At 71.1% G+C, this 23,225-nt stretch carries 23 protein-coding genes and 1 pseudogene; 13 read left to right on the plus strand and 11 right to left on the minus strand.

From position 1 onward, the window contains the following. Positions 1-160: 160 nt before the first annotated feature. Positions 161-979: a DUF3558 domain-containing protein gene (locus ACF1FZ_RS12300; RefSeq protein ID WP_391773301.1), complete on the minus strand. Its 819-nt coding sequence runs from the start codon at positions 977-979 to the stop codon at positions 161-163. 172 nt (positions 980-1,151) lie between these two features. Between ACF1FZ_RS12300 and ACF1FZ_RS12305 the strand changes: the two genes are divergently transcribed. Then, positions 1,152-2,345 (plus strand): RtcB family protein, encoded by a 1,194-nt coding sequence (locus tag ACF1FZ_RS12305; protein ID WP_391773302.1) that lies wholly within the window; start codon positions 1,152-1,154, stop codon positions 2,343-2,345. A 90-nt stretch (positions 2,346-2,435) separates the two neighbouring features. On the opposite strand, the gene ACF1FZ_RS12310 is transcribed toward ACF1FZ_RS12305, so the two are convergent. From ACF1FZ_RS12310 to ACF1FZ_RS12325, 4 genes are all read right to left on the minus strand, one after another. Then, a complete protein-coding gene (locus ACF1FZ_RS12310; protein WP_391773303.1) occupies positions 2,436-4,067 on the minus strand; it encodes an alpha/beta hydrolase in 1,632 nt (543 codons plus the stop codon). Between the two features lie 272 nt (positions 4,068-4,339). Continuing rightward, positions 4,340-5,098, minus strand: a complete 759-nt coding sequence (locus tag ACF1FZ_RS12315) for an SDR family NAD(P)-dependent oxidoreductase (protein WP_391773304.1) — start codon at positions 5,096-5,098, stop codon at positions 4,340-4,342. Positions 5,099-5,161: 63 nt separating this feature from the next. Continuing rightward, entirely contained in the window at positions 5,162-5,497 is a 336-nt protein-coding gene (locus ACF1FZ_RS12320) for a YnfA family protein (protein WP_391773305.1), read from the minus strand. 92 nt (positions 5,498-5,589) lie between these two features. After that, entirely contained in the window at positions 5,590-7,062 is a 1,473-nt protein-coding gene (locus ACF1FZ_RS12325; RefSeq protein WP_391773306.1) for an FAD-dependent oxidoreductase, read from the minus strand. A gap of 121 nt (positions 7,063-7,183) precedes the next feature. On the opposite strand from ACF1FZ_RS12325, the gene ACF1FZ_RS12330 reads away from it, so the two are divergent. Then, a complete protein-coding gene (locus tag ACF1FZ_RS12330; protein WP_391773307.1) occupies positions 7,184-7,759 on the plus strand; it encodes a TetR family transcriptional regulator in 576 nt (191 codons plus the stop codon). A 90-nt stretch (positions 7,760-7,849) separates the two neighbouring features. Here ACF1FZ_RS12330 and ACF1FZ_RS12335 read toward each other — a convergent pair whose 3' ends face one another. Both ACF1FZ_RS12335 and ACF1FZ_RS12340 read right to left on the minus strand, forming a co-directional pair. Next, the gene (locus ACF1FZ_RS12335; protein WP_391773308.1) at positions 7,850-8,599 is read right to left on the minus strand and encodes a Mut7-C RNAse domain-containing protein; all 750 of its coding nucleotides are present in this window, start codon (positions 8,597-8,599) and stop codon (positions 7,850-7,852) included. A 12-nt stretch (positions 8,600-8,611) separates the two neighbouring features. Beyond that, complete coding sequence (locus ACF1FZ_RS12340) at positions 8,612-8,845, minus strand: hypothetical protein (protein WP_391773309.1); 234 nt, start codon at positions 8,843-8,845, stop codon at positions 8,612-8,614. Here ACF1FZ_RS12340 and ACF1FZ_RS12345 point away from each other — a divergent pair. The 4 genes and pseudogenes from ACF1FZ_RS12345 to ACF1FZ_RS12360 form a co-directional block, all read left to right on the plus strand. Continuing rightward, a pseudogene (locus ACF1FZ_RS12345) lies at positions 8,839-9,141 on the plus strand (TIGR03086 family protein); the annotation flags it as partial. The gene ACF1FZ_RS12340 and the pseudogene ACF1FZ_RS12345 sit on opposite strands and share 7 nt — an antisense overlap. A 617-nt stretch (positions 9,142-9,758) precedes the next feature. Then, positions 9,759-11,438: a SpoIIE family protein phosphatase gene (locus ACF1FZ_RS12350; protein ID WP_391773310.1), complete on the plus strand. Its 1,680-nt coding sequence runs from the start codon at positions 9,759-9,761 to the stop codon at positions 11,436-11,438. Then, entirely contained in the window at positions 11,435-12,565 is a 1,131-nt protein-coding gene (locus ACF1FZ_RS12355; RefSeq protein ID WP_391773311.1) for a B12-binding domain-containing protein, read from the plus strand. The genes ACF1FZ_RS12350 and ACF1FZ_RS12355 overlap by 4 nt, the downstream gene beginning before the upstream one ends. After that, positions 12,525-12,935, plus strand: coding sequence for an STAS domain-containing protein (locus tag ACF1FZ_RS12360; protein ID WP_391773312.1), 411 nt, complete (start codon positions 12,525-12,527; stop codon positions 12,933-12,935). The genes ACF1FZ_RS12355 and ACF1FZ_RS12360 overlap by 41 nt, the downstream gene beginning before the upstream one ends. Positions 12,936-12,961: 26 nt before the next feature. On the opposite strand, the gene ACF1FZ_RS12365 is transcribed toward ACF1FZ_RS12360, so the two are convergent. From ACF1FZ_RS12365 to ACF1FZ_RS12380, 4 genes are all read right to left on the minus strand, one after another. Then, the gene (locus ACF1FZ_RS12365) at positions 12,962-13,333 is read right to left on the minus strand and encodes an STAS domain-containing protein (RefSeq protein ID WP_391773313.1); all 372 of its coding nucleotides are present in this window, start codon (positions 13,331-13,333) and stop codon (positions 12,962-12,964) included. 268 nt (positions 13,334-13,601) lie between these two features. Further along, on the minus strand, positions 13,602-14,075 hold the full coding sequence (locus ACF1FZ_RS12370; RefSeq protein ID WP_391773314.1) for an ATP-binding protein: 474 nt from the start codon (positions 14,073-14,075) through the stop codon (positions 13,602-13,604). Between the two features lie 85 nt (positions 14,076-14,160). After that, entirely contained in the window at positions 14,161-14,514 is a 354-nt protein-coding gene (locus tag ACF1FZ_RS12375; RefSeq protein ID WP_391773315.1) for an STAS domain-containing protein, read from the minus strand. 49 nt (positions 14,515-14,563) lie between these two features. Continuing rightward, entirely contained in the window at positions 14,564-15,148 is a 585-nt protein-coding gene (locus ACF1FZ_RS12380; protein ID WP_391773316.1) for a hypothetical protein, read from the minus strand. 292 nt (positions 15,149-15,440) lie between these two features. Between ACF1FZ_RS12380 and hemL the strand changes: the two genes are divergently transcribed. The 7 genes from hemL to ccsB all read left to right on the plus strand — a co-directional run bounded on the left by hemL (position 15,441) and on the right by ccsB (position 23,177). Continuing rightward, on the plus strand, positions 15,441-16,748 hold the full coding sequence (hemL, locus tag ACF1FZ_RS12385) for a glutamate-1-semialdehyde 2,1-aminomutase (RefSeq protein ID WP_391773317.1): 1,308 nt from the start codon (positions 15,441-15,443) through the stop codon (positions 16,746-16,748). Further along, positions 16,745-17,443: a histidine phosphatase family protein gene (locus tag ACF1FZ_RS12390; RefSeq protein WP_391773318.1), complete on the plus strand. Its 699-nt coding sequence runs from the start codon at positions 16,745-16,747 to the stop codon at positions 17,441-17,443. Before hemL ends, ACF1FZ_RS12390 begins: the two co-directional genes overlap by 4 nt. A 258-nt stretch (positions 17,444-17,701) precedes the next feature. Next, entirely contained in the window at positions 17,702-18,955 is a 1,254-nt protein-coding gene (locus tag ACF1FZ_RS12395) for a hypothetical protein (RefSeq protein ID WP_391773319.1), read from the plus strand. A gap of 67 nt (positions 18,956-19,022) precedes the next feature. Further along, positions 19,023-19,625, plus strand: a complete 603-nt coding sequence (locus tag ACF1FZ_RS12400) for a TlpA family protein disulfide reductase (RefSeq protein WP_391773320.1) — start codon at positions 19,023-19,025, stop codon at positions 19,623-19,625. Between the two features lie 62 nt (positions 19,626-19,687). Beyond that, positions 19,688-20,395 carry a cytochrome c biogenesis CcdA family protein gene (locus ACF1FZ_RS12405; RefSeq protein ID WP_391773543.1) on the plus strand — a complete coding sequence of 236 codons (708 nt, stop codon included), beginning with the start codon at positions 19,688-19,690 and terminating at the stop codon, positions 20,393-20,395. A gap of 5 nt (positions 20,396-20,400) precedes the next feature. Further along, complete coding sequence (locus ACF1FZ_RS12410) at positions 20,401-22,098, plus strand: cytochrome c biogenesis protein ResB (protein WP_391773321.1); 1,698 nt, start codon at positions 20,401-20,403, stop codon at positions 22,096-22,098. Next, on the plus strand, positions 22,095-23,177 hold the full coding sequence (gene ccsB, locus ACF1FZ_RS12415) for a c-type cytochrome biogenesis protein CcsB (RefSeq protein ID WP_391773322.1): 1,083 nt from the start codon (positions 22,095-22,097) through the stop codon (positions 23,175-23,177). Before ACF1FZ_RS12410 ends, ccsB begins: the two co-directional genes overlap by 4 nt. The last annotated feature ends 48 nt before the right edge of the window (positions 23,178-23,225 follow it).

A 23,225-nucleotide genomic window follows, 5' to 3' on the forward strand; every position in this document is an offset into this window, starting at 1 on the left:
CGGTCGGGCGGTGCGTCGGGCGGTGCGTCGGTCGTGCGGTGCGTCGGCCGGGTGGTACGTCGGCCGGGGGCCACGGTACGACGGACCGCGGCCGGATGCCGCCTTCGGCCGGAGGCCCCGGGAGTGCGGGGGCCTCCGGGCGGCGGTCGCCGGGCCCCGGTCAGTCGCTGAGGGTGTCCGCCAGGTTCCGCGCCAGGGCCTGGGCCTTCTCCTGCAGTTCCCTGCTGTCGGGGACCTCGGTGACGCGGGCCGGCTGCTCGGTGTACTGGACGGTCACGATGACGTTCGATGTGCGGAAGACCACGCTCACGGTGCGGTGCTGTGCGGTGGAACCCGCCCGGGTGAGCGCGTCGTCCAGGAACGCGGCGTCCCCGAGCCCGTCGAGCAGCCGCGGCCGGAGGTCCTCGTCGGGGTCGGCGCCGGTGGTGCTGCCGGACGGGTCGGCGGAGGGCGAGGCGGAGGCCTTGCCGCCGGGGGAGCCGGACGGTGTGCTGCCGGCCGACGCGGAGGCGGAGCCGCTGGGCGTCTCGCTGGGGGTGACACCGGCCGACGTGGGGAGGGCGGCGGCTTCCTGCTTCTTCGCGTACACCTCCCGGGTGCGGTCGTCGTCGCTCACCGAGGGGTCGTACGACACGACGCGCTCGAAGTCGATGGACAGGTTCCGGGAGGCGTCCGGGGCGTCCGACTTCCAGCGGCAGCCGACCTTGCGGTCGGTGTCGTAGGTGACGGTGGCCGTGCCCTCGTACACCTTCTCCCGTTGCTCCTCGGTCAGCCCGGCGGCGCCGGGCAGCAGGTCCTCGAGGGTGGAACGCGGCACGGCACGGCAGGACTCGGGCAAGGTCCGGTACTTCCCGGGAGGCGCGGCCGTGACCGTCGGGCTGCCGGGCTTGCTGTCGGCGTCGGGCTCGTCGGCGCCGGAGCCGGCGCTGCAGCCGGCGACGAGCGCCACGAGAAGCGCGACGCCGGGTACGTACGCCATGTGTCGCACGGTCCCAGGCTCCCTTCGGTACGAAAACAGGTTGCCGCTCGATGGCGGCCGATGGACACAATGTGTATCGCACGCGCCGCTGTGAATGCCGGTCGGCCGACCTTTATGCCGACCTCGGCACCGGTTTTGCGCTTTCAGTCTTTTTCGGGGGAATCGAGGAGTTATGTCGTATGTAGAGGTGCCGGGTGCGCAGGTTCCCATCCGTATGTGGGCGGATCCGGCGTCGGTCGAGGACGGCGCGATGCAGCAGCTGCGGAACGTGTCCACCCTGCCCTGGATCAAGGGCCTCGCTGTCATGCCGGACGTCCACTTCGGCAAGGGCGCGACCGTCGGCTCGGTGATCGCGATGCACGGCGCGGTCTGCCCGGCCGCGGTGGGTGTGGACATCGGCTGCGGGATGTCGGCAGTGAAGACGTCGCTCACGGCCAACGACCTGCCGGGAGACCTCTCGCGGCTCCGGTCGAAGATCGAACAGGCGATTCCGGTGGGCCGGGGTATGCACGACGACACGGTCGACCCGGGAAAACTCCACGGCTTCCCGACCAGCGGCTGGGACGACTTCTGGTCGCGGTTCGACGGGATCGCCGACGCGGTCAGATTCCGTCAGGAGCGGGCCACCAAGCAGATGGGAACGCTCGGGAGCGGAAATCACTTCATCGAGTTCTGCCTCGATGAGGCCGGATCGGTGTGGCTGATGCTGCACTCCGGTTCCCGGAACATCGGCAAGGAGCTCGCCGACTTCCACATCGGGCAGGCCCGGAAACTTCCGCACAACCAGGGCCTCGTCGACCGCGACCTGGCGGTCTTCATCGCCGGCACCCCGCAGATGGCGGCGTACCGCAATGACCTGTTCTGGGCTCAGGAGTACGCCAAGTACAACCGGGCGATCATGATGGGCCTCTTCCAGGACGTGGTCCGGAAGGAGTTCAAGAAGGCCATGGTCACCTTCGAGCCGGTCATCTCCTGCCACCACAACTACGTGGCGGAGGAGCGGTACGACGGTATGGACCTGCTGGTCACCCGCAAGGGCGCGATCCGGGCGGGCTCGGGGGACTTCGGGATCATCCCCGGGTCGATGGGGACCGGGTCGTACATCGTGAAGGGCCTCGGGAACGCGAAGTCCTTCAACTCGGCCTCGCACGGCGCGGGCCGGCGGATGAGCAGGAGCGCGGCCAAGCGGAGGTTCTCGACGCAGGACCTGGAGGACCAGACGCGGGGCGTCGAGTGCCGCAAGGACTCCGGTGTGGTGGACGAGATCCCGGCGGCGTACAAGCCGATCGAGCAGGTCATCGACCAGCAGCGGGACCTGGTCGAGGTGGTCGCGAAGCTCAAGCAGGTCGTGTGTGTGAAGGGCTGAGGCCGGCACCGCGCGCGTCCCGGGCGTGACCCGGGCCGGCTGCGGTCCGGGTCACGCCCGGGACGGGCCGTGAGCTGTGGGCGACGGTCCTCAGGAGACCGGGCCGGCCGTTCCTCCGCCGCCGGTGGCCACGCCGCCACTCGGCTTGGGGGCGGGGGCGGAGAAGGGGGGCGTGTCCTGGCGGCACGTCGTTCCGGCCGGGGGGAGGGTGCCGTCGATGAAGTAACGGCTCTCGTGGTCCTGGACGCAGCTGCTGGGGTTGAGCAGGGCGGTGTGCCCGTACCCCTCGTTGGTGAGCAGACGGGCGTCGGCCAGCTCTTCGGCCATGGCCCGTGAGTTCGGGTAGGCGGTGGAGGGGTCGTAGGTGGTGCCGACGACGAGGACGGGGTTCGCGGTCGGCCTGTTCCAGGGGCCGGTGTAGCGGCCGGGGGAGGCCGGCCAGGCGGCACACCCCGCGGCCGCCCAGGTCCAGAAGCGTCCGGCGTCGCCCGCGCGGGCCGCGCCGGCCTCCTCCAGGGCGTGATAGGCGCCGGGACCGCGCGGATTGGGGCTGTCACCGCAGAGCACAGCGGCGGCCTGCTCCTCGCCCAGGTACGGATTCGGCTCCGGGACAGGCGGCGCGGGCGGGAAGGGGGCCTGCTCCGGTCCGCGGCCCTGCCACAGCTCCTGCAGCCTGCCGGCGAGGTCCGCCCACCCGCTGACGAGGTAGAGGCCGTTCACCACGTCGGCGACCGTGCGGGCGTAGGTCCACGTGTCCACGGGCGTCTCGCGGAGGCGCCGGGTCAGCCGGCCGAACTTGTCCCGGGTGGCTTCCGGGGTGCCGGCGGAGAAGGCGCAGCGGGTGGTGGCCGCGGAACCGCACAGGTCGAGGAACGTGCCCAGGGTCGCGGCGGCGCCGCGGTCGGAGCCCATGCGCAGGAACGTCGTGAGCCGGGTGTCGTCGGACGCGTCGTCCGTCCAGGCATCCGGGCCGATGTTGCTGTCGAGGGCCATGGCCCGGACCTTGCCGGGGAAGAGGTTGGCGTAGGTGGCGCCCAGGATCGTGCCGTAGGAGATCCCGAGGTAGTTGAGCTGCGGCTCGCCCACCGCCCGGCGGAGGTGGTCGAGGTCGCGGGCGGTGTCGGCGGTCGACACGTGGCGCAGGAGTTCGGGGTCCCGCTGTTCGCAGCGCCGGACCAGATCCTCGTACGCGTCGGTGTGGGCCGTCCGCTCCTTCTCGCCCACCGGGAAGCCCGCCGCTTTGCCCGCGCTCCAGTCCGCGGCCTCCTCGGGACTCGCGAAGCAGTTGACCGCGGTGCTGCTGCCGATGCCGCGGGGGTCCCAGCTGACGATGTCGAACCGCTCCCGCACCTCGCGTGGGAAGAACTCGTAGTTCTGCGGCATCTGGACCGTGCCGGGCCCGCCGGGGCCGCCGGGGTTGAAGAACAGGGTGCCGATGCGCCGCCCGGGGTCGGCCGCCTTCCGTTTGACCACGGCCAGCTCGATGGTGCGGCCGCCGGGACGCCTGTGGTCCAGGGGCACCTTCGCGGTGGCACAGTCGAAGGGACTGCCCTGCACGCAGGGCCTCCAGTCCAGCCGCGGGACCGCCACCGAGGGGGTGGGGGCCCCGGCGGCGACGTCGCCCTGCCCGGTCAGTACTGCCGAACAGGTCATCACAGCGGCGACGGCCGCAGTGTGACGTCGCCGGCCCGCTATGGATCCGCGCAAGGGGTGTACGGGCATGCTCCGGCCTTCCCTCTTGGTGACTGGGCGCCCGGGAGAACCGATGACCTGGACCTGGGCACGCTTCCGTGTCAACGACACAGCGGTCCGCCACGGCGCGCGAGGCGACCGCAGCCGAATGGCCGATCCGGTGCGCTCCGGCCGTGTGCGCGGCCCGGCACCGGGATCCCGGGGCCCTTTCGCGACCTCTGCGGGAGCGGGACGCACGTGAGCCCCGGGCCCAGCGACGGGTCCGGGGCTCGCGTGCGTCCCGTTCGGCCGGCCGTCGGCCTTCAGAGGGTGCGGTGGACCTTGGAGTTGGAGGCCTGGGCGCGGGGGCGGACCACCAGGAGGTCGATGTTGACGTGGCTGGGGCGGGTGACGGCCCAGGTGACCGTGTCGGCCACGTCGTCGGCCGAGAGCGGGGCGTCCACACCCGCGTAGACCTTGGCGGCCTTCTCGGTGTCACCGCGGAAGCGGGTGGTGGCGAACTCCTCGGTCTTGACCATGCCGGGCGCGATCTCGATCACACGGACCGGAGTGCCGACGATCTCCAGGCGCAGGGTCTCCGCCAGCACGTGTTCGCCGTGCTTCGCGGCGACGTAACCGCCGCCGCCCTCGTAGGTGGAGAGGCCGGCCGTGGAGGACAGGACCACGATCGTGCCGTCCCTGCTCGCGGTGAGGGCGGGGAGCAGGGCCTGGGTGACATTCAGGGTGCCGATGACGTTGGTCTCGTACATCTGACGCCAGTCGGCCGGGTCGCCCGTGGCGACGGGGTCGGCGCCCAGCGCCCCGCCCGCGTTGTTGACCAGGACGGCCAGCGACCGGAACGCGGAGGCGAATTCGTCGACCGCCGCGCGGTCGGTGACGTCCAGGGCGTAGGCCGTCGCCTGGTGGCCCGCTTCCGTGAGCTCGGCGGCCAGTGCCTCTATGCGGTCCTTACGGCGCGCGGTGAGCACCACGCGGTACCCGGCAGCGGCCAGCTGCCTGGCGGTCGCGGCGCCGATGCCGCTGCTCGCGCCGGTGATGACGGCGATGGGGGTGGCGGCCATACGAACTCCTCGGGCGGCTGATCGGTACGCGGCCAGGATAGGCGGGCCCCTTGGGAGCGGGTCTCAGTGGTTGCGGGGGGCGTACATGATCAACGCCATGCCGGCCAGGCAGATCAGTGCGCCGGTCACGTCCCAGCGGTCCGGACGGTAGCCGTCGGCGACCATGCCCCAAGCGATCGAGCCCGCGACGAACACCCCGCCGTACGCCGCGAGGATGCGGCCGAAGTCACCGTCGGGCTGGAGCGTGGCCACGAATCCGTAGGCGCCGAGGGCGATGACGCCCGCGCCGATCCAGATCCAGCCGCGGTGCTCGCGCACGCCCTGCCAGACGAGCCAGGCACCCCCGATCTCGAAGAGCGCGGCGACGGTGAAGAGGGCGACGGAACGGGCGACGAGCATGCGGCCAGCGTGTCATGGGACGCGGGGAGCGGGTGTGCGGGGCGGGTGCTCAGGCCCTCCGGGGCCGGGTCCTGACCGGGTCCTTGCGGGAGTCACCGGCCGAGGGCCCGGCGCAGGGCGTCGGGGCCTGGGCGTCCGCCCGCCCAGGCGATGTATCCGTCGGGGCGGATGAGCAGGGTGGTTTTGCGGTCACCCGTCCAGTGGGCGTGGACGAGCGGGGCCGGCCCGGCGGGAGAGGGGGTGTCCCGGGGCGTGACCAGGACGAAGGAGCCGTCGCGCAGGAGCTCCAGCAGGCGGCCTTCGGCGAGCCGCAGGTCGGGGGCGCGGGTGCCCGTGAGGCGGTGGCTGCCCTTGGGGGCGGTGTAGGAGACCCCGACTCCGGAGATCCTTCCGATGACCCTGTCCGAGGCCGGCCGCACCAAGGACAGCACATGGGCGAGGGCTGCCCGCGCGAGTCGCTGCGACGGGGTCCTGGCCATGGCCAGGCGGATGATCGCCCCGCTGGCACGCAGGACCTGGGCGCCGACCGGATGCCTCTCGGAGTGGTAGCTGTCGAGCAGTGCTTCGGGGTCGGCGGAATGCCCCCGCAGGACGGCCGCGAGCTTCCAGGAGAGGTTCGCCGCGTCCTGGAGCCCGGTGTTCATGCCCTGACCGCCCGCCGGGGAGTGGACGTGGGCGGCGTCGCCGGCGAGGAAGACCCGGCCGGTGCGGTAGGCGGGTACCTGGCGCTCGTCGCTGTGGAAGCGTGAGACCCAGCGGGCATCGTGCATCCCGTAGTCGGTGCCGAGTGCGGTACGGGCGATCTCGCGCAGCTCGTCGAGCTCCACGGGGTCGCTGTCGTCGGCCTGGCGGGTGCGGCTCCAGCCCATGACGCGGTACCAGCCGTCGCCGAAAGGGGCGACGAAGGCGAAGGCGTCTCCCGCGCCGCTGACCGTGAGCAGCTCTGAGGGTGTCTCGGTGAGCCGGACATCGGCCAGGACGACGGACTTGATCACGGCCTCACCGGGGAAGGGGAGGCCGAGGGCCTGGCGGACGGAACTCCGCACCCCGTCCGTTCCCACGAGGTAGCGGGCCCCGACGGTGGAGCGGGCGCCGTCGGACCCGCGTATCTCGGCGGTGACCGTGTCGCCGGCGGCGGACCGGCTCAGGCCGGTCAGCTCCGTCTCGTACCGGAAATCCACGCCCGCATCGAGGGCGCGGTCCCTCAGCAGGTGTTCGACCTCGTACTGCGGGGTGATGAGGAGGAAGGGGAAGCGGGACCGCAGCCGGGTGAGGTCGAGTGAGAGCCGGCCGAAGAGCCGCATCCGGGTGAGGGGGGTGCCGGTCGCGACCAGTGTGTCGGCGAGCCCCCGTGCGTCCAGCAGCTCCAGGGTCCGGGCGTGCACGGCGAAGGCCCGGGTCACATTGCTCGTCCCGCGCGGGCGGCGCTCGACGAGGGTGACCGAAAGACCCCGGGCGGCGAGGTCGCCCGCCAGGAGCATGCCGGTGGGGCCTGCGCCGACGACCACGACGTCGGTGGCGGAGTCGCAGGGATCGCTGGATTCGATGCGGGATGTGCCGGTCATGGTGGCCTCCGGACAGCAATTGCCAACGCTTGTTGGCCAACACCTGCTGGTCAACGGTTGTTGGCAACGGTAGGGCGGGGGTGTGTGGATTGTCAACGACCGTTGGCCTACATTTGTTGGCATGACAGCGCACGCCTCCTCCGCCCCGCGACGTTCGGATGTCACCAAGGCGGCGATCCTCGAAGCCGCCCGCGAACGGTTCGCCGCCGACGGGTACGAGCGCGCCACCATCAGGGCCATCGCCCGCGACGCGGGCATCGACCCCTCCATGGTGATGCGCTATTTCGGTTCCAAGGAGGGACTGTTCGCCGCCGCCTCCGCGATCGAACTGCGGTTGCCCGCCCTGGGCGCGCTTCCGGGCAAGCACGTCGGCGCCGTTCTCGTCGGCCACTTCCTGGACCGCTGGGAGCAGGACGACGTGCTCACGGCCCTGCTCAAGGTCGGCGTCACCAATGACGCGGGGGCCGAGCGGATGCGGGCCGTCTTCGCCGAGCAGCTGGGACCGGTGACCGCCGGTGTCTGCCCCGACCCCGCCGACGCCCCCCGTCGTGCGGCGCTCGTCGCGTCGCAGATCCTGGGCATGGCGCTCGCGCGGTACGTCCTGCGTATCGAGCCCGCCGTCGCGATGTCCCGGGAGGAGATCATCAGCTGGCTCGCGCCCACGGTGCAGCGCTATCTGACGGCCGTGCAGCCCTGACGGCCGAGCGGTTTCGAGGCCTGGCAGCCCCAGGGCCCTGACGACCCGGAGGGGAGAGCGGCCCCTGGAGGCGGTGTCTCCTGGGCCCTTTCAGGCCGTCGGGGCCTGCCTCCCCGCCCCGCCGAACTCGCGCACGGCGTCCGCCACGATGGTTTCCAGGTGGGCGTGGTGGGCGCCCCGCCAGTACACCCGGCCGCAGGCGGTGCACTGCGCGAACACGTCGTACGACGCCTGTGTGCCCTGCTCCAGGCGGGCGCTCACGGAGTCCTTGTCCGCCTCCGCGAGCTCTCCGTTGCAGGCGGTGCAGCGGGTCCACGGCGCGAGTGCGGGCGAGAAGCGGCCCAGGACGTCGCGGAGCTGTTCCTCGGGCCGGTCGCTGTAGACGTACGCCCCCGCCCACAGCTCCCTGCGCCGGAGCAGCCCCCGGTCGCGGGAGAGCATGACGCGTCGTTGCTCCGCCGAGAGTGCGGCGAGCGCGGGGTCGCCGATGTCCTCGCTCTCGTATGCGGCGTCCACACCCAGGAGCCGCAACCGCCGGGCGAGCGTGCCCAGGTGTACGTCGAGCAGGAAGCGCAGTGGGGCACCCGGGACCTGCTGAGGGCGCCGCACGGCCCGCACCTCGACCTGTTCGCCCGCGCCGGGGACGTGGGAGACGGGTACGGGGCGGCCGTCGACGAGGAGCTGTCCGGCCTCGGTGAGCGGGACGCCGAGCGACTCCACGACGTGCCCCAGGGTCGACGAGCCGTCCGTGGTGACGGCCGTGCGTCCGCGGCGGCGCTCATGGGCGACGAACAGGTGCAGTTCAGGGGCCACTTCGAGGGTGATCTCGGGTCCGTTCACCTGGTCAGGATGTCATTGTGCGCGGCGCGGCAGCGAGAGGTTTCCGATGGCCGGAGGCGTCAGCGCTGGGCGAAGGCGGACGGGGGCGCCGGCCGCCGCTGTGAAGTCCCTGACGAGGTGTGCCTGGTCGCTGTGGCCGAAACCGGCGGTGAGTTCCGCCCGGTCGGGTTCGGGGCCGGCCCCGGCACGCTGCGGCGCCTCGTGGACGCGGTGGCGGAGGACGACCCGCTTCGGCCCCGCTCCCACGCGCGGAGGAGGGGAAGCCCGGAGGCGTGCAGATGCCGGCCAGGGCGGTGGGACTGATGGTGCTGGGAGATCTGACCGTGCACGCCTGGGACCTGGCCCGGGCGACGGGCCAGGACTTCGTGCCCGGCCCCGCCGTGGTGCCGGAACTGGAACCGGCCCTGGCCGCGATGGCTCCGCAGGCCCGGAGGGTGAAGGTGTTCGGCCAGCCGTTCCCCGTGCCGCCCGGCGCCACGGCCTTCGAACGGGTCCTGACCGTGACGGGCCGCGATCCGGGCTGGTTCCCGCCCTGCGGCTGACGGCGGCGGCGTTCTCCGGGTCCTCCGGGTCCTCCGCGGTGCGGGGCGTCCGGGTCGGTGCAGAGGCCGCCGAGGGCGGAGTACGCGTTGCCGGCGACGGCCTCGGCCAGGACCGGTACGCCGCGTGTCGCGAGACGGGCCGCCCGGCGGGTGTGGGACAGCGGCGGGTCCCGGCGTCGCCGACGGCAGTCGCAGACGGCGTGCCCCCGCTTGCGGCCGGCACCGCCGGGACGGACGGGGCCCGTGGCAGACCGCCCCTGCGGGGCCCTCCTCAGGAGTGGCGCTCCTCGCCTCGGCGGATCGGGCGGTGCGACTGGACATCACTCTTCGGCCGGAGAACGGCCGAAGGACACCCCTGCCGCCGGGGTGGCCCGGGTGCCGAGAGGGCCGTGAAGCGGCTCCGACGAGCTCTTGCCCGACGTGGAAGCCGTCCGCGCGGAATGTGCGCTTTCCATGAAGGACCCCTGGTGGAGTGGTGTACGTAGCGCCCGGGGAGCACCCCTTGACGGAGGGAGTGGGTTGCCATCCACTCCCCGGCTGGGCAATGGTTGTCGGAGGGAAAGTAATTTTCGTCCAGTTGGAAGGTGGTGCGACTCGCCCCAGGCGGGTCCCCCCTCATGGCCCGTCAGAAGGAACAGATCGCATCGAGATCTCAGCTCGCAACGACCGAACTGTGGGCCTCGGCCCCGTACCCCGTGATCCTCGTCGACAGGGCGGGCACGGTCGCCGACCTCAACCCGGCCGCCGCCTCGCTCCTCGAAGGCGCGGCCCGTGGCAGCGTGCTGTCGGAGACGGCGCCGTCCTGGCTGGCACGCGCCCACCAGGAGACGGCGGACCCCGCCGGACACCCCACCGGTGACGAGCCGGCCTTCGCGCCCCGCCCCGTCTTCCGGGGCCGGATCGGTACGCGGACCTTCGCGGCGCGTCCGGCACCGCACCCTGACGGCTGCGTGGCCTGGTGGCTGGTCGACGACACCGACAGGCGGCTCGTCGAAGAGGAACTGGCCGCGGAGCGTGAGCGCACCGCCCTCCTGGCCGAGGCGTCGAGCGTCATGCTGGCATCGCTGAACACCGACCGCTGCATGCAGATCACCACCCAGCTCGCCTCCCAGCACCTCGCCGAGGCCGCCGTCGTCATCCTGCCTGCCGCGGGACGGCAGATGCCCATGGCCTGTGCGGTCGGAGGCCGGGCGGCGGCCCGCGGAACGGTGGCGGCGGACCCCGCCCAGGTCCCCGGCCTGAGCGAGGCGCTCCAGGGCTTCCCGCCCGTACCGTCCCGGTGGATCGACCCCGGGGCACTGCCCGGCTGGCTCCTGCCGGAAGACTTCTCCGGCACGGTCGGGGCGGCCGCTGTCATCCCTCTGCCCGGCCTCGGGGTCCCGGCAGGTGTCCTGGTCCTGCTGCGCCGCACCGGTTCCGCCGAGTTCGACGAGCGCGAGGAGGAGTTCGCCCGGCTGTTCGCCGCGCGGGCCGGCGCCGCACTGTCCGCCGCGCGGCTGTACGCCGAGCAGAGCGACATAACCCGGACCCTGATGCGGGACCTGCTGCCGCCCCGGCTGGACCGGGTGAACGGAGTCGAGTTCTCCGGCGGCTACCAGCCCGCCACCGCGCGGGACCGGGTGGGCGGCGACTTCTACGACGTGCACCCCGGCAGTGCGCCTGAGGAGGCGTCGCTGGCGGTCCTCGGCGATGTGTGCGGAAAGGGCCTGGACGCGGCGGTCCTCACCGGCAAGATCCGCAACACGCTCCAGGCACTGACGCCGATGGCGGACGACCACGAACGGATGCTGCGGCTGCTCAACGGCGCCCTCCTCAACTCGCACCACACCCGGTTCGCGACCCTGGTGCTGGCCTCGGTCCGGCGCGAGGAGAACCGGGTGCGTCTGCGCCTCACGTCGGCGGGGCACCCCGCCCCCCTGGTGATCCGCCACGACGGCGGTGTCGAGGAGATCGACACCCGGGGGACCCTGGTCGGGGCGCTGCCCCGCGTCGAGGCCCGCACCGTGGAGACCGACCTCCGTCCGGGCGAGACGTGTCTGCTCTACACCGACGGGGTCACCGAGGCCCGTGGCGGCCCCCTCGGCGACGAACTCTTCGGTGAGGAGCGGCTGAAGCGCGCCCTGGAGGAGTGCGCGGGCATGCCGGGCACGGCGGTGGTCGAGCGGGTCCAGATGCTCGTGTCCCAATGGCTGCACGACGGCCGGCACGACGACATGGCGCTTCTCACGATCACCGCCCCGCCGACCACCCACCTGAGCGCGGTGGACGGCCACACCCGGGGCAGGTACACGGCGTGAGCACACACACCTCTGCCGCGCCCCGGATACGCGTCCTCCAGGACCGGCTGTGGGACGCGGTGACCGACCGGGACGAACACGCCGCCGCCGCAGTGGTCTTCGCCGCCCTGGACGACGGAATCGACGTGGAGACCGCGCTGCTGGACGTCATCGCCCCCGTGCAGGAACGGGTCGGCACCGAGTGGGCGGCCAACCGCCTCAGTGTGGCGCAGGAGCACGCGGCGAGCGCCATCGCCGAACGGGTCATCGCCGCGCTCGCCCACCACCCGGCCGGGCGCACCACGCCGCGGCTCGGCCGGGTCACCGTGGCCTGCGTGGACCAGGAATGGCACGTGCTGCCGGCCCGTCTGCTGGCCGAGGTCCTCGCACTGCGCGGCTGGCAGGTCGACTTCCTCGGGGCCCAGGTGCCCACGCCGCATCTCATCGAGCACCTGCACACCAACGGTGCGGACGTGGTCGCGCTGTCCTCCTCCGTCCCCACCCGGCTGCCCGCCGCGCACGCGGCGATCACCGCTGTCCAGGCGGCGGGAGTACCCGTACTGGCCGGCGGGGCGGCATTCGGGCCCGACGGCCGGTACGCGCGCAGGCTGGGCGCCGACGCCTGGGAGCCCGATGCGCGATCCGCGGCGCGCCGTGTCGCGGACGGCATCCCGGTACCGCTGCCTGCCGTCGGCAGACAGCAGATAGACGACCTTCCGCACCTCGCCGACCAGGAGTACACGCTCGTCGTCCGCAGCAGGCCGCAGCTCGTACGGGAGGTGCTGAGCCAGTTGGAGAGCCGCTTCCCCGCGGCAGCGGCCTACACGGAGCAGCAGCGCGAGCACACGGCACAGGACATCGCCCACATCGTCGAGCACCTGGGCGTCGCCCTCTACACGGACGACGACGAGCTCTTCACCGGCTTCCTGGGGTGGACCGCGGGAATCCTCGAAGCCCGGCAGGTCCCGGCCGCGTCCTTGGGGCCGGTCCTCGACGTCCTGTCGACCGAACTCAAGGACTTCCCACGGGCCTCCCGACTGCTCGACCGGGCACGTACCGTCCTGGACGCCCTCCCGCCCCCTGCCGGCCACGACCCCGGAGCCTCGGATGACCGAACGTCCCCGTCCGCCCCTCACCCTGGCAGTTGAAGCCGGCCCTGGTGCCGTACGCCTGCGTCTCACCGGTGATCTGGACTACGACACCAACGAACAGCTCGTGGAGCGGGCCCAGGCATGCCTCGCCGCGGACCCCGGCCTCCGTGATCTCTTCCTGGACTGTTCCGGACTGCGGCTGTGCGACTCGATGGGTGTTTCCGGACTTCTGCTGATCCACCGCGGCACGACGTCCCGGGGCGTGGTGCTGCACCTGGAGCATCCGCCGGCCTTCCTCCGCAGGATCCTGGACATCACCGGGACCCTGCAGCTCTTCGTCCTCGACGGGGCCGAGCCGGAGGAGAGCGGCCGGCCGCCCGCAGGCGCCCGGTACGACCCCGCTCCGCCGCCCGTGCCTTCCGGCTGACGCGACGGGCGCGTCAGCCGGCCGGGTCAGGGAGTGGGCGGCGGCGGGGCGATGGCCGCGTCGAGCGTGGGATAGGTCCGGAGCACCCCGTCGACCCCCGCGATCCGCAGGAGCCGCGTCAGGGCCGTGCCCGGTGCGGCGATGCGCAACTCCGTCCGCTGGTGCACCTCGATGAGGAGGCTGAGGAACGACGAGTCCGCGAAGGTGACCGCGGACGCGTCCAGTACGACGACCTCATGCCCGGCCACTGCCTGCCACATGGCGATGAACAGCGGGTCGACGGTCTCGGAGTCGAGCTCACCCTGAGCCCGGACGACCCAGTAACCGTTGATCTCTCCTTCGGCCGCCACCACGGGCGAGGGGACCGGCACGGAGTTGTCGAAGGGCTCGCGGACCATGCGGAAATTATGCCAACCGCCCACGCCGGAGGGTACGGACGGCCCCTGCTCCGGGACGGTCCGCGGCACCGTCGCGCCGTCCAGGGACTCTCGGCCGGGTCATGCCGCGCGCGGGGCCGGTGCCGCACCTCGCGGTGCCGTCGTCACCCGCCATGGCTCCCTCCCCGGGTTCCCGGCTGCGCCGGCCGGAGCGGGGAAGACCCCGGCCGGCTCCCTCCTCCGCCTCGCGGCGCCGGATCCCGCTCCCTGATCCGGCCCGGTCCGAGCGCTAGACGAGAGCGACCAGCGCGACGATCTGCTTGCCGTCGGGGAGGTACGTGACGGACACCCGTTCGGTCAGGCGGCGCACCAGGGGCCAGCCGTAACCGCCGGCAGGGGTGGAGCCCGGACCGCGCTCCGTCGTGACCGGCGCCCGCGTACTGGCGTCGGCGACGGTGAGGAGGAGGCCCTCGTCGACGATCTCCGCCGAGAACCCGGTGAGGCCGCCGCCGTGCCTGACGGCGTTGGTCACCAGTTCCGAGGTCACCAGCAACGCGTCGGCCACCACGACATCGGCCGGTCCCTCCCCGCCCAGCCCGCAGAACCGCTCTTCCAGGAGCCGGGTGACGACGGCGCGCGCGGCAGCCGCGTTCTGCGGCACGGCGGGCATGCCGTCCGTGCTCACCGGCTCCTCCGGAGCGGGTGAGCCGACGGCCTCCGTCGGGCCTCTGCCGTCCCCGGGCGCTTCTCGTTCCCCGTTCATTACCTTCTGCACCTGCCCGGACGGACTCCGGTCACACTCCCTGCCGGGGAGCAGACGCACGGGGGGCGGCGCGGCACGGGGCCGGTCAGCATGCCAGCGCCGCGTCCACCGTCTCGGCGAACGTGAAGGCACCACTGGTGCCCGAGACCTCGAAGAGCCTGCGCACTCCCGTCGCCAGCGGACCCGCGAGCACCAGAGGCACCCCCGTCTCGGCATGGCTCTGCTGTGCGTTCAGCAGGGCGTGCAGCCCCGTCGAGTCCGCGAACAGCAGTCCGGACAGGTCGGCCACGGTCAGCCGTCCGCCGCTCCCGGCCGCGTCCTCCAGCGCCTCGACCAGTTCGGAACGGCCCGACCACCCGTCCAGGGTCCCCCGGACACGGATCACGACGACACCGTCGTCCGTGGGCTCCACCACCACATGAAGTTCATCCGCCGTCATGTGTCACATGTTCCTACACCGGCGGGGCGGCGCCGGAAGCGGCTGTGCGTCAGGGCCAGACCAGGCAGTAGGGCTGGTGCCCGGCGTCGTGCAGCCGGTGCGAGAAGTCCTGCCACTCGTGGAGCAGTTGGTAGACGTTGAACGCGTCGCGCGGTCCGCCGCGGTCCGGGACCGTGGACCAGATGAAGGCCGCCGCGCCCACGGTCTCCTCGCCGACGCCCCGCAGCGGGTCGACCACCGTCATCGGCAGCTTGACCACCGCGTAGTCGGGGTGGAGCACGACCAGCTCCAGCGGAGGGACCTGGTGCAGGGGTATGCCCTGTATGCCGGTGAGGACCATGGCCGCCACGGTCTCGGGCTTGATCTTGCTGAACATGCCGCCCATGCCGAGCTCGTCTCCGCCCAGTTCCTCGGGACGCATGGAAATGGGCACGCGTGCGGCGGTGGCCCCGTCAGGGGCACCGAAGTATTTGTAGGTCACCCCCACCCGTCCACTGCTCCTGCTCCCGGAACCATCGGCACCACCCGCCTGAACGTCCCGTACCCGCTCGGCCTTGCGCCGGTGCCGCCCTCGCCGGGCAGGCTCGGGCCCCAGGTCGTCGGTCCCTTCGCCCACTCCGCCACCGCGATGCATATCTCATCCACCCGACTACTTCTTAGGAGACACAGCCCCGCCGCGCAACCCGATCATCGTCAGTGACCTCCCCCACGGGCGTGCGGTGAAACACCTGTCCGCAATACCGTCGACGCCTCTGACACCATGGCATGTGTGAGCTTTCCCTATGACGCCCAAGTTTCGCAGACGCGAGGAGACTGACGCCCTTTCGTTGTACGAGCCTCATACGGGAAGAGCGCGCTCCCCGCTCACCGGCGGCCGGAGTGTTCCGGCCGGCCCCCCGATCCCCGAACCGCAGATCAGGACCAAAGTGGCGTATTCATACGAAGCCCCAGTTTCGCAGACGCTTTTCGACCGTGCGTCCCTCGTGACGCCCGGTGGCGTGAACTCTCCCGTACGTGCCTTCCGGGCCGTGGGCGGTACGCCCAGGTTCATGGTGTCCGGTGCGGGCCCGTACCTCACCGACGCCGACGGCCGTGAGTACGTCGACCTCGTGTGTTCGTGGGGGCCGATGATCCTCGGCCACGCGCACCCCGACGTCACCGCGGCCGTCCAGGAGGCGGTGGCCCGCGGCACCTCGTTCGGTACGCCCGGAGAGGGTGAGGTCGCGCTCGCCGAGGAGATCGTGGCCCGGATCGACCCCGTCGAGCAGGTGCGGCTGGTGTCGTCCGGCACCGAGGCGACGATGTCCGCGATCCGGCTCGCCCGTGGATTCACCGGCCGCGCCAAGGTGGTGAAGTTCGCCGGGTGCTACCACGGGCACGTCGACGCGCTGCTGGCGGCGGCCGGCTCCGGGGTCGCGACCTTCGGCCTGCCCGACACGCCCGGCGTGACCGGCGCCCAGGCCGGGGACACGATCGTGCTGCCGTACAACGACCTGGAGGCCGTGCGCGCCGCGTTCGCCGCGCAGCCGGGTGAGATCGCCTGCGTGATCACCGAGGCGTCGCCGGGCAACATGGGTGTCGTACCGCCGCTGGACGGTTTCAACGCCGGGCTGAAGGAGATCTGCGCCGCCAACGGCGCGCTGTACATCTCCGACGAGGTGATGACCGGATTCCGTACGTCGAAGGCCGGCTGGTACGGCATCGACGGGGTGCGGCCCGACCTGATGACCTTCGGCAAGGTCATGGGCGGCGGCTTCCCGGCCGCGGCCTTCGGCGGGCGCGCCGACGTGATGGCTCACCTGGCCCCCGCCGGCCCCGTCTACCAGGCGGGCACTCTCTCCGGGAACCCGGTCGCCACCGCGGCCGGCCTCGCCCAGCTGCGACTGCTCGACGACGCGGCGTACGCGAAGGTCGACGCGGTCTCCGCGGAGCTGCGCTCCCTGGTCGGGAAGGCGTTCACCGAGGCGGGCGTCGCGCACACGGTGTCGGCGGCGAGCAACATGTTCTCCGTCTTCTTCACCGAGGCGCCCGTCCGTGACTACGAGGACGCCAAGAAGCAGGAAGCTTTCCGCTTCACCGCCTTCTTCCACTCGATGCTGGAGCAGGGCGTGTACCTGCCGCCGTCCGCCTTCGAGTCCTGGTTCGTCTCCACCGCCCATGACGCGCGGGCTCTGGAGCGGATCGCCGCGGCGCTGCCCGCCGCGGCCCGCGCCGCGGCGGGGGCCGTCGCATGAGCGGGACCGGCGACGACAGGGCGAAGGACATCACCGTCGTCCATCTGATGCGCCACGGCGAGGTGCACAATCCGGACGGCGTGCTCTACGGGCGCCGTTCCGGCTACAGCCTGTCCGAGCTCGGCCGCCGGATGGCCGACCGGGTCGCCGAGCACCTGGAGAAGCGCGACGTCACGCATGTGGTGGCCTCCCCCCTGGAACGCGCCCAGGAGACGGCCGCGCCGATCGCCGCGTCGCACGGTGTGGACCTGGCCACCGACGGGCGCCTCATCGAGGCCGCCAATGTCTTCGAGGGCAAGACCTTCGGGGTCGGTGACGGCGCGCTGCGCAGGCCGGAGAACTGGAAGCACCTCACCAACCCCTTCAAGCCGTCCTGGGGCGAGCCGTACATCGAGCAGGTCGTACGGATGATGGGCGCCCTGGACGCCGCGCGCGACGCCGCGCGCGGTCACGAGGCGGTCTGCGTCAGCCATCAGCTGCCGATCTGGATCGTGCGTAGCTTCGTGGAGCGGCGCAGGCTGTGGCACGACCCGCGCAAGCGGCAGTGCACCCTGGCCTCGCTGACGACCTTCACGTACCAGGGCGACACGATCGTGTCCGTCGGGTACACCGAGCCCGCCCGGGACCTGGTGCCGGCGCACCTGCTCGCGGGCGCGAAGCCGGTCAAGGGGAAGTCGAAGGCCTTCGGGGCCTAGGGCTGTCCCGCCGGAAACTGCGGGACAGCCCTAGGGGTCTTCCGTTCGGCACGAGCCGGACGGGAGGCCCTGGCCGCCGCATCTCGCGCACAGCGCTCCGCGCGCTCCGCCGTTCTGTGTGTCATGTGCGGCACCTGTAAGGGTCTGTTCACGTGACAACTTTTGTGATTATCAGCGGAACCCTCGTGTTGCTTCCCTCATCTAAGCCATCGCCAGTTTGTATGGCATTGAGGTAATACGACCGTAGATGGGGACGCTATGCGTGAAATCAACCGGAGGGGTCTGCTCGGGGCCGGGCTGGGAGCCGCAGCCGCACTGTCGATGACCGGCTGCGGCTCCCCCGGCTCTCCGGACGGCGGCAGGCCGGATCCCGAGAAGGGGTCCCGGGGCGGCGAAGGGCCGCACGGCAACGGCGGTCGTCCCGGAGAAAAGGTCAGGCTCATCGGTGACGGCTCCACGGCGGACACCGGAAAGCAGCCGAACCAGCCCGCCGCGCCCGTTCCGCTCGAGCCCGGCCAGAAGCCGCCGCAGTTCGTGATCTTCTCCTGGGACGGGGCGGGCGAGGTCGGCAACGGTCTCTTCCCGCGTTTTCTCGAACTCGCCGAGGAACACGACGCGGCGATGACCTTCTTCCTCTCCGGGCTCTACGTGCTGCCCGAGTCGAAGAAGTCCCTCTACCGCCCGCCCAACAACCCCCGGGGCGCCTCCGACATCGGCTACCTCACCGATGACCACGTCAAACAGACCCTGAAGTACGTCCGCCAGGCCTGGCTCGACGGGCACGAGATCGGCACCCATTTCAACGGGCATTTCTGCGGCGGTCCAGGATCCGTCGGAAACTGGTCGCCCGCGCAATGGCGGAGCGAGATCGATCAGGCGGTCTCGTTCGTCACCGAATGGCGGACGAACACCGGCTGGACGGATCTCGACCCGTTGCCCTTCGACTACCGCAAGGAACTGGTCGGCGGCCGCACACCCTGCCTGCTCGGCCAGGACAATCTCCTCCCGACCGCGAAGCAGCTGGGCTGGCGTTACGACGCGAGCTCACCCGGCGGCACCCAGATGTGGCCCGAGAAACGCCAGGGCGTCTGGGATCTCCCGCTGCAGGCGATTCCGTTTCCCGGCCACACCTTCGAAGTCCTCTCCATGGATTACAACATTCTCGCCAACCAGTCGAAGAATTCGACCAACGGCATGCCCTCGCGCTATCCGGGATGGCGCACCCAGGCCACCGAGGCGTATGTCACCGGATTCGACCGCGCCTACGAGACGAACCGCGCGCCCTTCTACATCGGCAACCACTTCGAGGAGTGGAACGGCGGCATCTACATGGACGCCGTGGAGAACGCGCTCACACACATGGCGGGCAAGCCCGACGTGCGCCTCGTCTCCTTCCGGCAGTTCGTCGACTGGCTCGACGTACAGGATCCGGCAGTGCTCGCGAAGCTGCGTACGCTCCAGGCCGGGCAGGCCCCCGGAGGTGGCTGGAACACCTTCTTCAAGCAGGCCTGACAAGGGGCTTCACGGGCATCGAGGGGGGTGCCCAAGATCCCTGGAACTGTCATGCGAAACTTTTCACATGAGCTATGGCCGCGCACCCCGACGCCGCTTCACCCTGCTCGCCGCCACGGCCGTGGCCGGTGCCCTGGTCCTGTCCGCATGCGGCGGCGGCACCAAGGCCGGCGGTGGCGGCAACACGAACTTCGTCACCGGCAGCGGCGGCGTCTCCACCGTGGCCAAGGGTGAGCGTACGGACGCGCCGGAGCTCGACGGCACGACCCTGGACGGCAAGGCGCTCGACATCACCGACTACAAGGGCAAGGTCGTCGTCCTGAACTTCTGGGGATCGTGGTGCGGCCCCTGCCGCGCCGAGGCCAAGCACTTCCAGAAGGTGTCGCAGGAGACCGAGGACCAGGGCGTCCAGTTCGTCGGGATCAACACCCGGGACCCCCAGAAGTCCCTCGCGGTCAGCTTCGAGGAGGACTTCGGTGTCACCTACCCGAGCATCTACGACCCGACCGGGAAGCTGCTCCTGCGCTTCCCGAAGGGCACGCTGAACCCCCAGGCCATTCCGTCGACCGTGGTCGTCGACCGGGACGGGAAGCTCGCCGCCCGCACACTCGCCGCCCTCGACGCGCAGAAGCTGCGGAAGATGATCGACCCGCTGATCGCGGAGAAGTGACCCGGGTGTCCGAGCTTGCCGTGGTCGCCGGCGGAAACGAGACGGTCTTCAGCGGCGCCCTCATGGTGGCGCTGCCCATCGCCCTCCTCGGTGGTCTCGTCTCGTTCTTCTCGCCGTGCGTCCTGCCGCTGGTGCCCGGCTACCTCAGCTACGTCACCGGGGTCAGCGGCGCCGATCTGGCCGAGCGGCGCCGGGGCAGGACCGTCGCCGGGGCCTCGCTCTTCGTCCTCGGCTTCACCGTCGTCTTCGTGTCGGGCGGCGCGCTCTTCGGCTTCTTCGGCCAGACCCTCCAGGAGTACAGCGGGACGCTCTCCAAGGTCCTCGGCGTACTGATGATCCTCCTGGGGATCTTCTTCATGGGCCTCATGCCCTGGATGACGCAGCGCGAGTTCCGCATCCACAGGAGGCCCGTGACCGGACTGGCGGGCGCACCGCTGCTCGGTGCCCTCTTCGGCATCGGCTGGACCCCGTGCCTCGGCCCGACGCTCGCCTCCGTCAACGCACTCGCGTTCGACCAGGCGACCGCGGGCCGCGGGGCGATCCTGTCCGTGGCGTACTGCCTCGGGCTCGGCGTCCCCTTCGTCCTGGCGGCGATCGCCTTCCGCAAGGCACTCGGCGCGTTCGGCTGGGTCAAGCGCCACTACGCATGGGTCATGCGGACCGGCGGCGGCATGATGATCGTGACCGGGATACTCCTGCTGACGGGCGCCTGGGACGTGCTCATCCAGGAGATGCAGGTCTGGTCCAACGGCTTCACTGTGGGGATCTGAGTTTCATGAGCAACACCGACATCAGGGATGAGCGCGACCTCGGCCAGGCCGGGGAGCAGCTCTCCACCGCCCCGCGCGAAGAGGCCGCCGCCGCCTCCGTGCCCGCCATGGGCGTCATCGGCTGGGCCCGCTGGTTCTGGCGGCAGCTCACCTCGATGCGGGTCGCCCTGATCCTGCTCTTCATGCTGTCGCTCGGCGCCATCCCCGGATCGCTGATCCCGCAGAACAGCGTGGACGAACTGAAGGTGCAGACCTTCAAGGAAGCCCACACCACCGTCACCCCGATCTACGAGAAGCTGCAGTTCTTCGACGTCTACAGCTCGGTGTGGTTCTCCGCGATCTACATCCTGCTGTTCATCTCGCTGATCGGCTGCATCATCCCGCGCACCGGCCAGTTCATCGGCCAGCTGCGCGGCCGCCCGCCCGGCGCCCCGAAGAAACTGACCCGGCTGCCCGCGTACACCACCTGGCGCACGGACGCCGATCCCGGGCAGGTCCGCGAGGCCGCCCTCGGCATCCTGCGCAAGCGCCGCTTCCGCTCGCACGTCGTGGGCGGCGCGGTGTCCGCCGAGAAGGGCTATCTGCGCGAGACCGGGAACCTGTTGTTCCACATCGCGCTGATCGTCATGCTGGTCGCGTTCGCCGGGGGACAGCTCTTCAAGTCCGAGGGCGGCAAGCTCATCGTCGAGGGGGACGGCTTCGCCAACACGATCACCCAGTACGACGACTTCAAGTCCGGCTCGCTCTTCGACAACGACGATCTCGCTCCCTTCAGCTTCGACCTGCAGGACTTCGTCGGGACGTACGAGCGCACCGGCCCCCAGCGCGGCACGCCCCGGACCTACGAGGCCCGGGTGACGTACTCCGAGGGTGCGCACGGGAAGACGAAGAAGAAGGTCATCGAGGTCAACAAGCCGCTCGTCGTCGACGGCACGAAGGTCTACCTCAACGCGCACGGCTACGCCCCGGTCGTCTCGGTCAAGGACGGCAGGGGCAAGGAGGTCTACAGGTCCTCCGTCCCGCTGCTGCCCATCGACAACAACGTCACCTCCACCGGCGCGATCAAGGTGATGGACGGTTACAAGGACAAGAACGGCGAGAGGGAGCAGCTGGGCTTCCAGGCCTTCTTCGTCCCGACGTTCGCGGGCGACGGCAAGGGCACGATGTTCTCGCAGTACCCCGGCCTCGACTACCCGGTCCTCGCGCTCAACGGCTACTACGGCAGCCTGGGCGTCGACTCCGGACTGCCGCAGAACGTGTACCAGCTCGACACGTCGCAGATGAAGCAGTTCGAGGACAGCAACGGCGACCAGCTCAAGAAGCGGCTGCGTCCCGGCGAGACCATGAAGCTCCCCGACGGCGCGGGTTCGATCACCTTCGAGAGCGTCGAGGAGTGGGCGAGCTTCCAGATCACACGCCAGCCCGCCAGCGGCTGGGCCCTCACCGGCGCCGTCGCCGCCATCGTCGGACTCGCCGGTTCGCTCTTCATCCAGCGCCGCCGCGTGTGGGTGCGGGCCGTGAAGGGACCGGACGGGGTCACCGTCGTCGAGATGGCCGGCCTCGGCCGCAGCGAGTCCGCGAAGCTCCCCGAGGAGCTGGCCGACCTCGCGATCGCGCTGCACACGGTGGCGCCCACCGCGCCCGACCCCGAATCCGAGACCGAACAACCCTCCGAAGAACCTGCCGAAGGGGCTGAGAAGTGAATCTCGCCGCCGCAACCAACGAGAGCCTGGCGAACGCCAGCAACACGCTGATCTACTCGTCCATGGCCGTCTACACCCTGGCCTTCTTCGCGCACATCGCGGAGTGGGTGCTGGGCAGCCGCAGCAAGGTCGGCCGCACGGCCGCCGCGCTGAAGAAGGAATCGGCCGCCGGCGGCTCCACGGTGAAGGTGCGGGTCGCGCAGCGGGGCGGCACCGCCGTACTGGACCGCCCCGAGGTCGTCACCCGGTCCGCCGCCGGCACGCGCGACGTCCCGGACGGCCCCGGTGCCGCCGGCGGCACCTTCAAGGGCGACCTGTGGGGGCGGATCGCGATCTCCCTGACCGTCGTGGCCTTCGCCGTCCAGGCGGCCGGAGTGGTCGCACGCGCCCTGTCGGTGCAGCGGGCCCCCTGGGGCAACATGTACGAGTTCTCGATCACCTTCTCCACGGTGGCCGTCGGCGCGTACCTGACCCTGCTGGCGCTGCGGAAGAACGTCCGCTGGATCGGTCTGCTGCTGGTCACCACCGTCCTGCTGGACCTCGGCATCGCGACCACCACGCTGTACACCGAGAGCGACCAGCTGGTGCCGGCGCTGCACTCCTACTGGCTGTGGATCCACGTCTCCACCGCCATCATCTGCGGCGCGGTCTTCTACCTCGGCGCCGTCGGCACCCTGCTCTACCTTTTCCGCGACAGCTACGAGAACAAGCTGGCCAACGGCATCACGCCCGGGAAGTTCGCGACCTCCGTCCTGGAGCGGCTGCCCTCCGCGAAGACCCTGGACACCTTCTCGTACCGCGTCAACGCCGCCGTGTTCCCGCTGTGGACTTTCACGATCATCGCGGGCGCGATCTGGGCGGGCGACGCCTGGGGCCGCTACTGGGGCTGGGATCCCAAGGAGGTCTGGTCCTTCATCACCTGGGTCGCGTACGCCGCCTACCTGCACGCCCGCGCGACGGCCGGCTGGAAGGGGCGCAAGGCCGCCTACCTGGCGCTGGCCGCCTTCGGCTGCTGGCTCTTCAACTACTACGGCGTGAACATCTTCGTCACCGGCAAGCACTCCTACGCCGGGGTCTGACCGGCACAGCCGTGAGGGCGCGACCGCACCGCGGCGGTCGCGCCCTCA

It is taken from the genome of Streptomyces sp. NPDC014623, assembly GCF_043088245.1.
Taxonomy (GTDB): Bacteria; Actinomycetota; Actinomycetes; order Streptomycetales; family Streptomycetaceae; genus Streptomyces.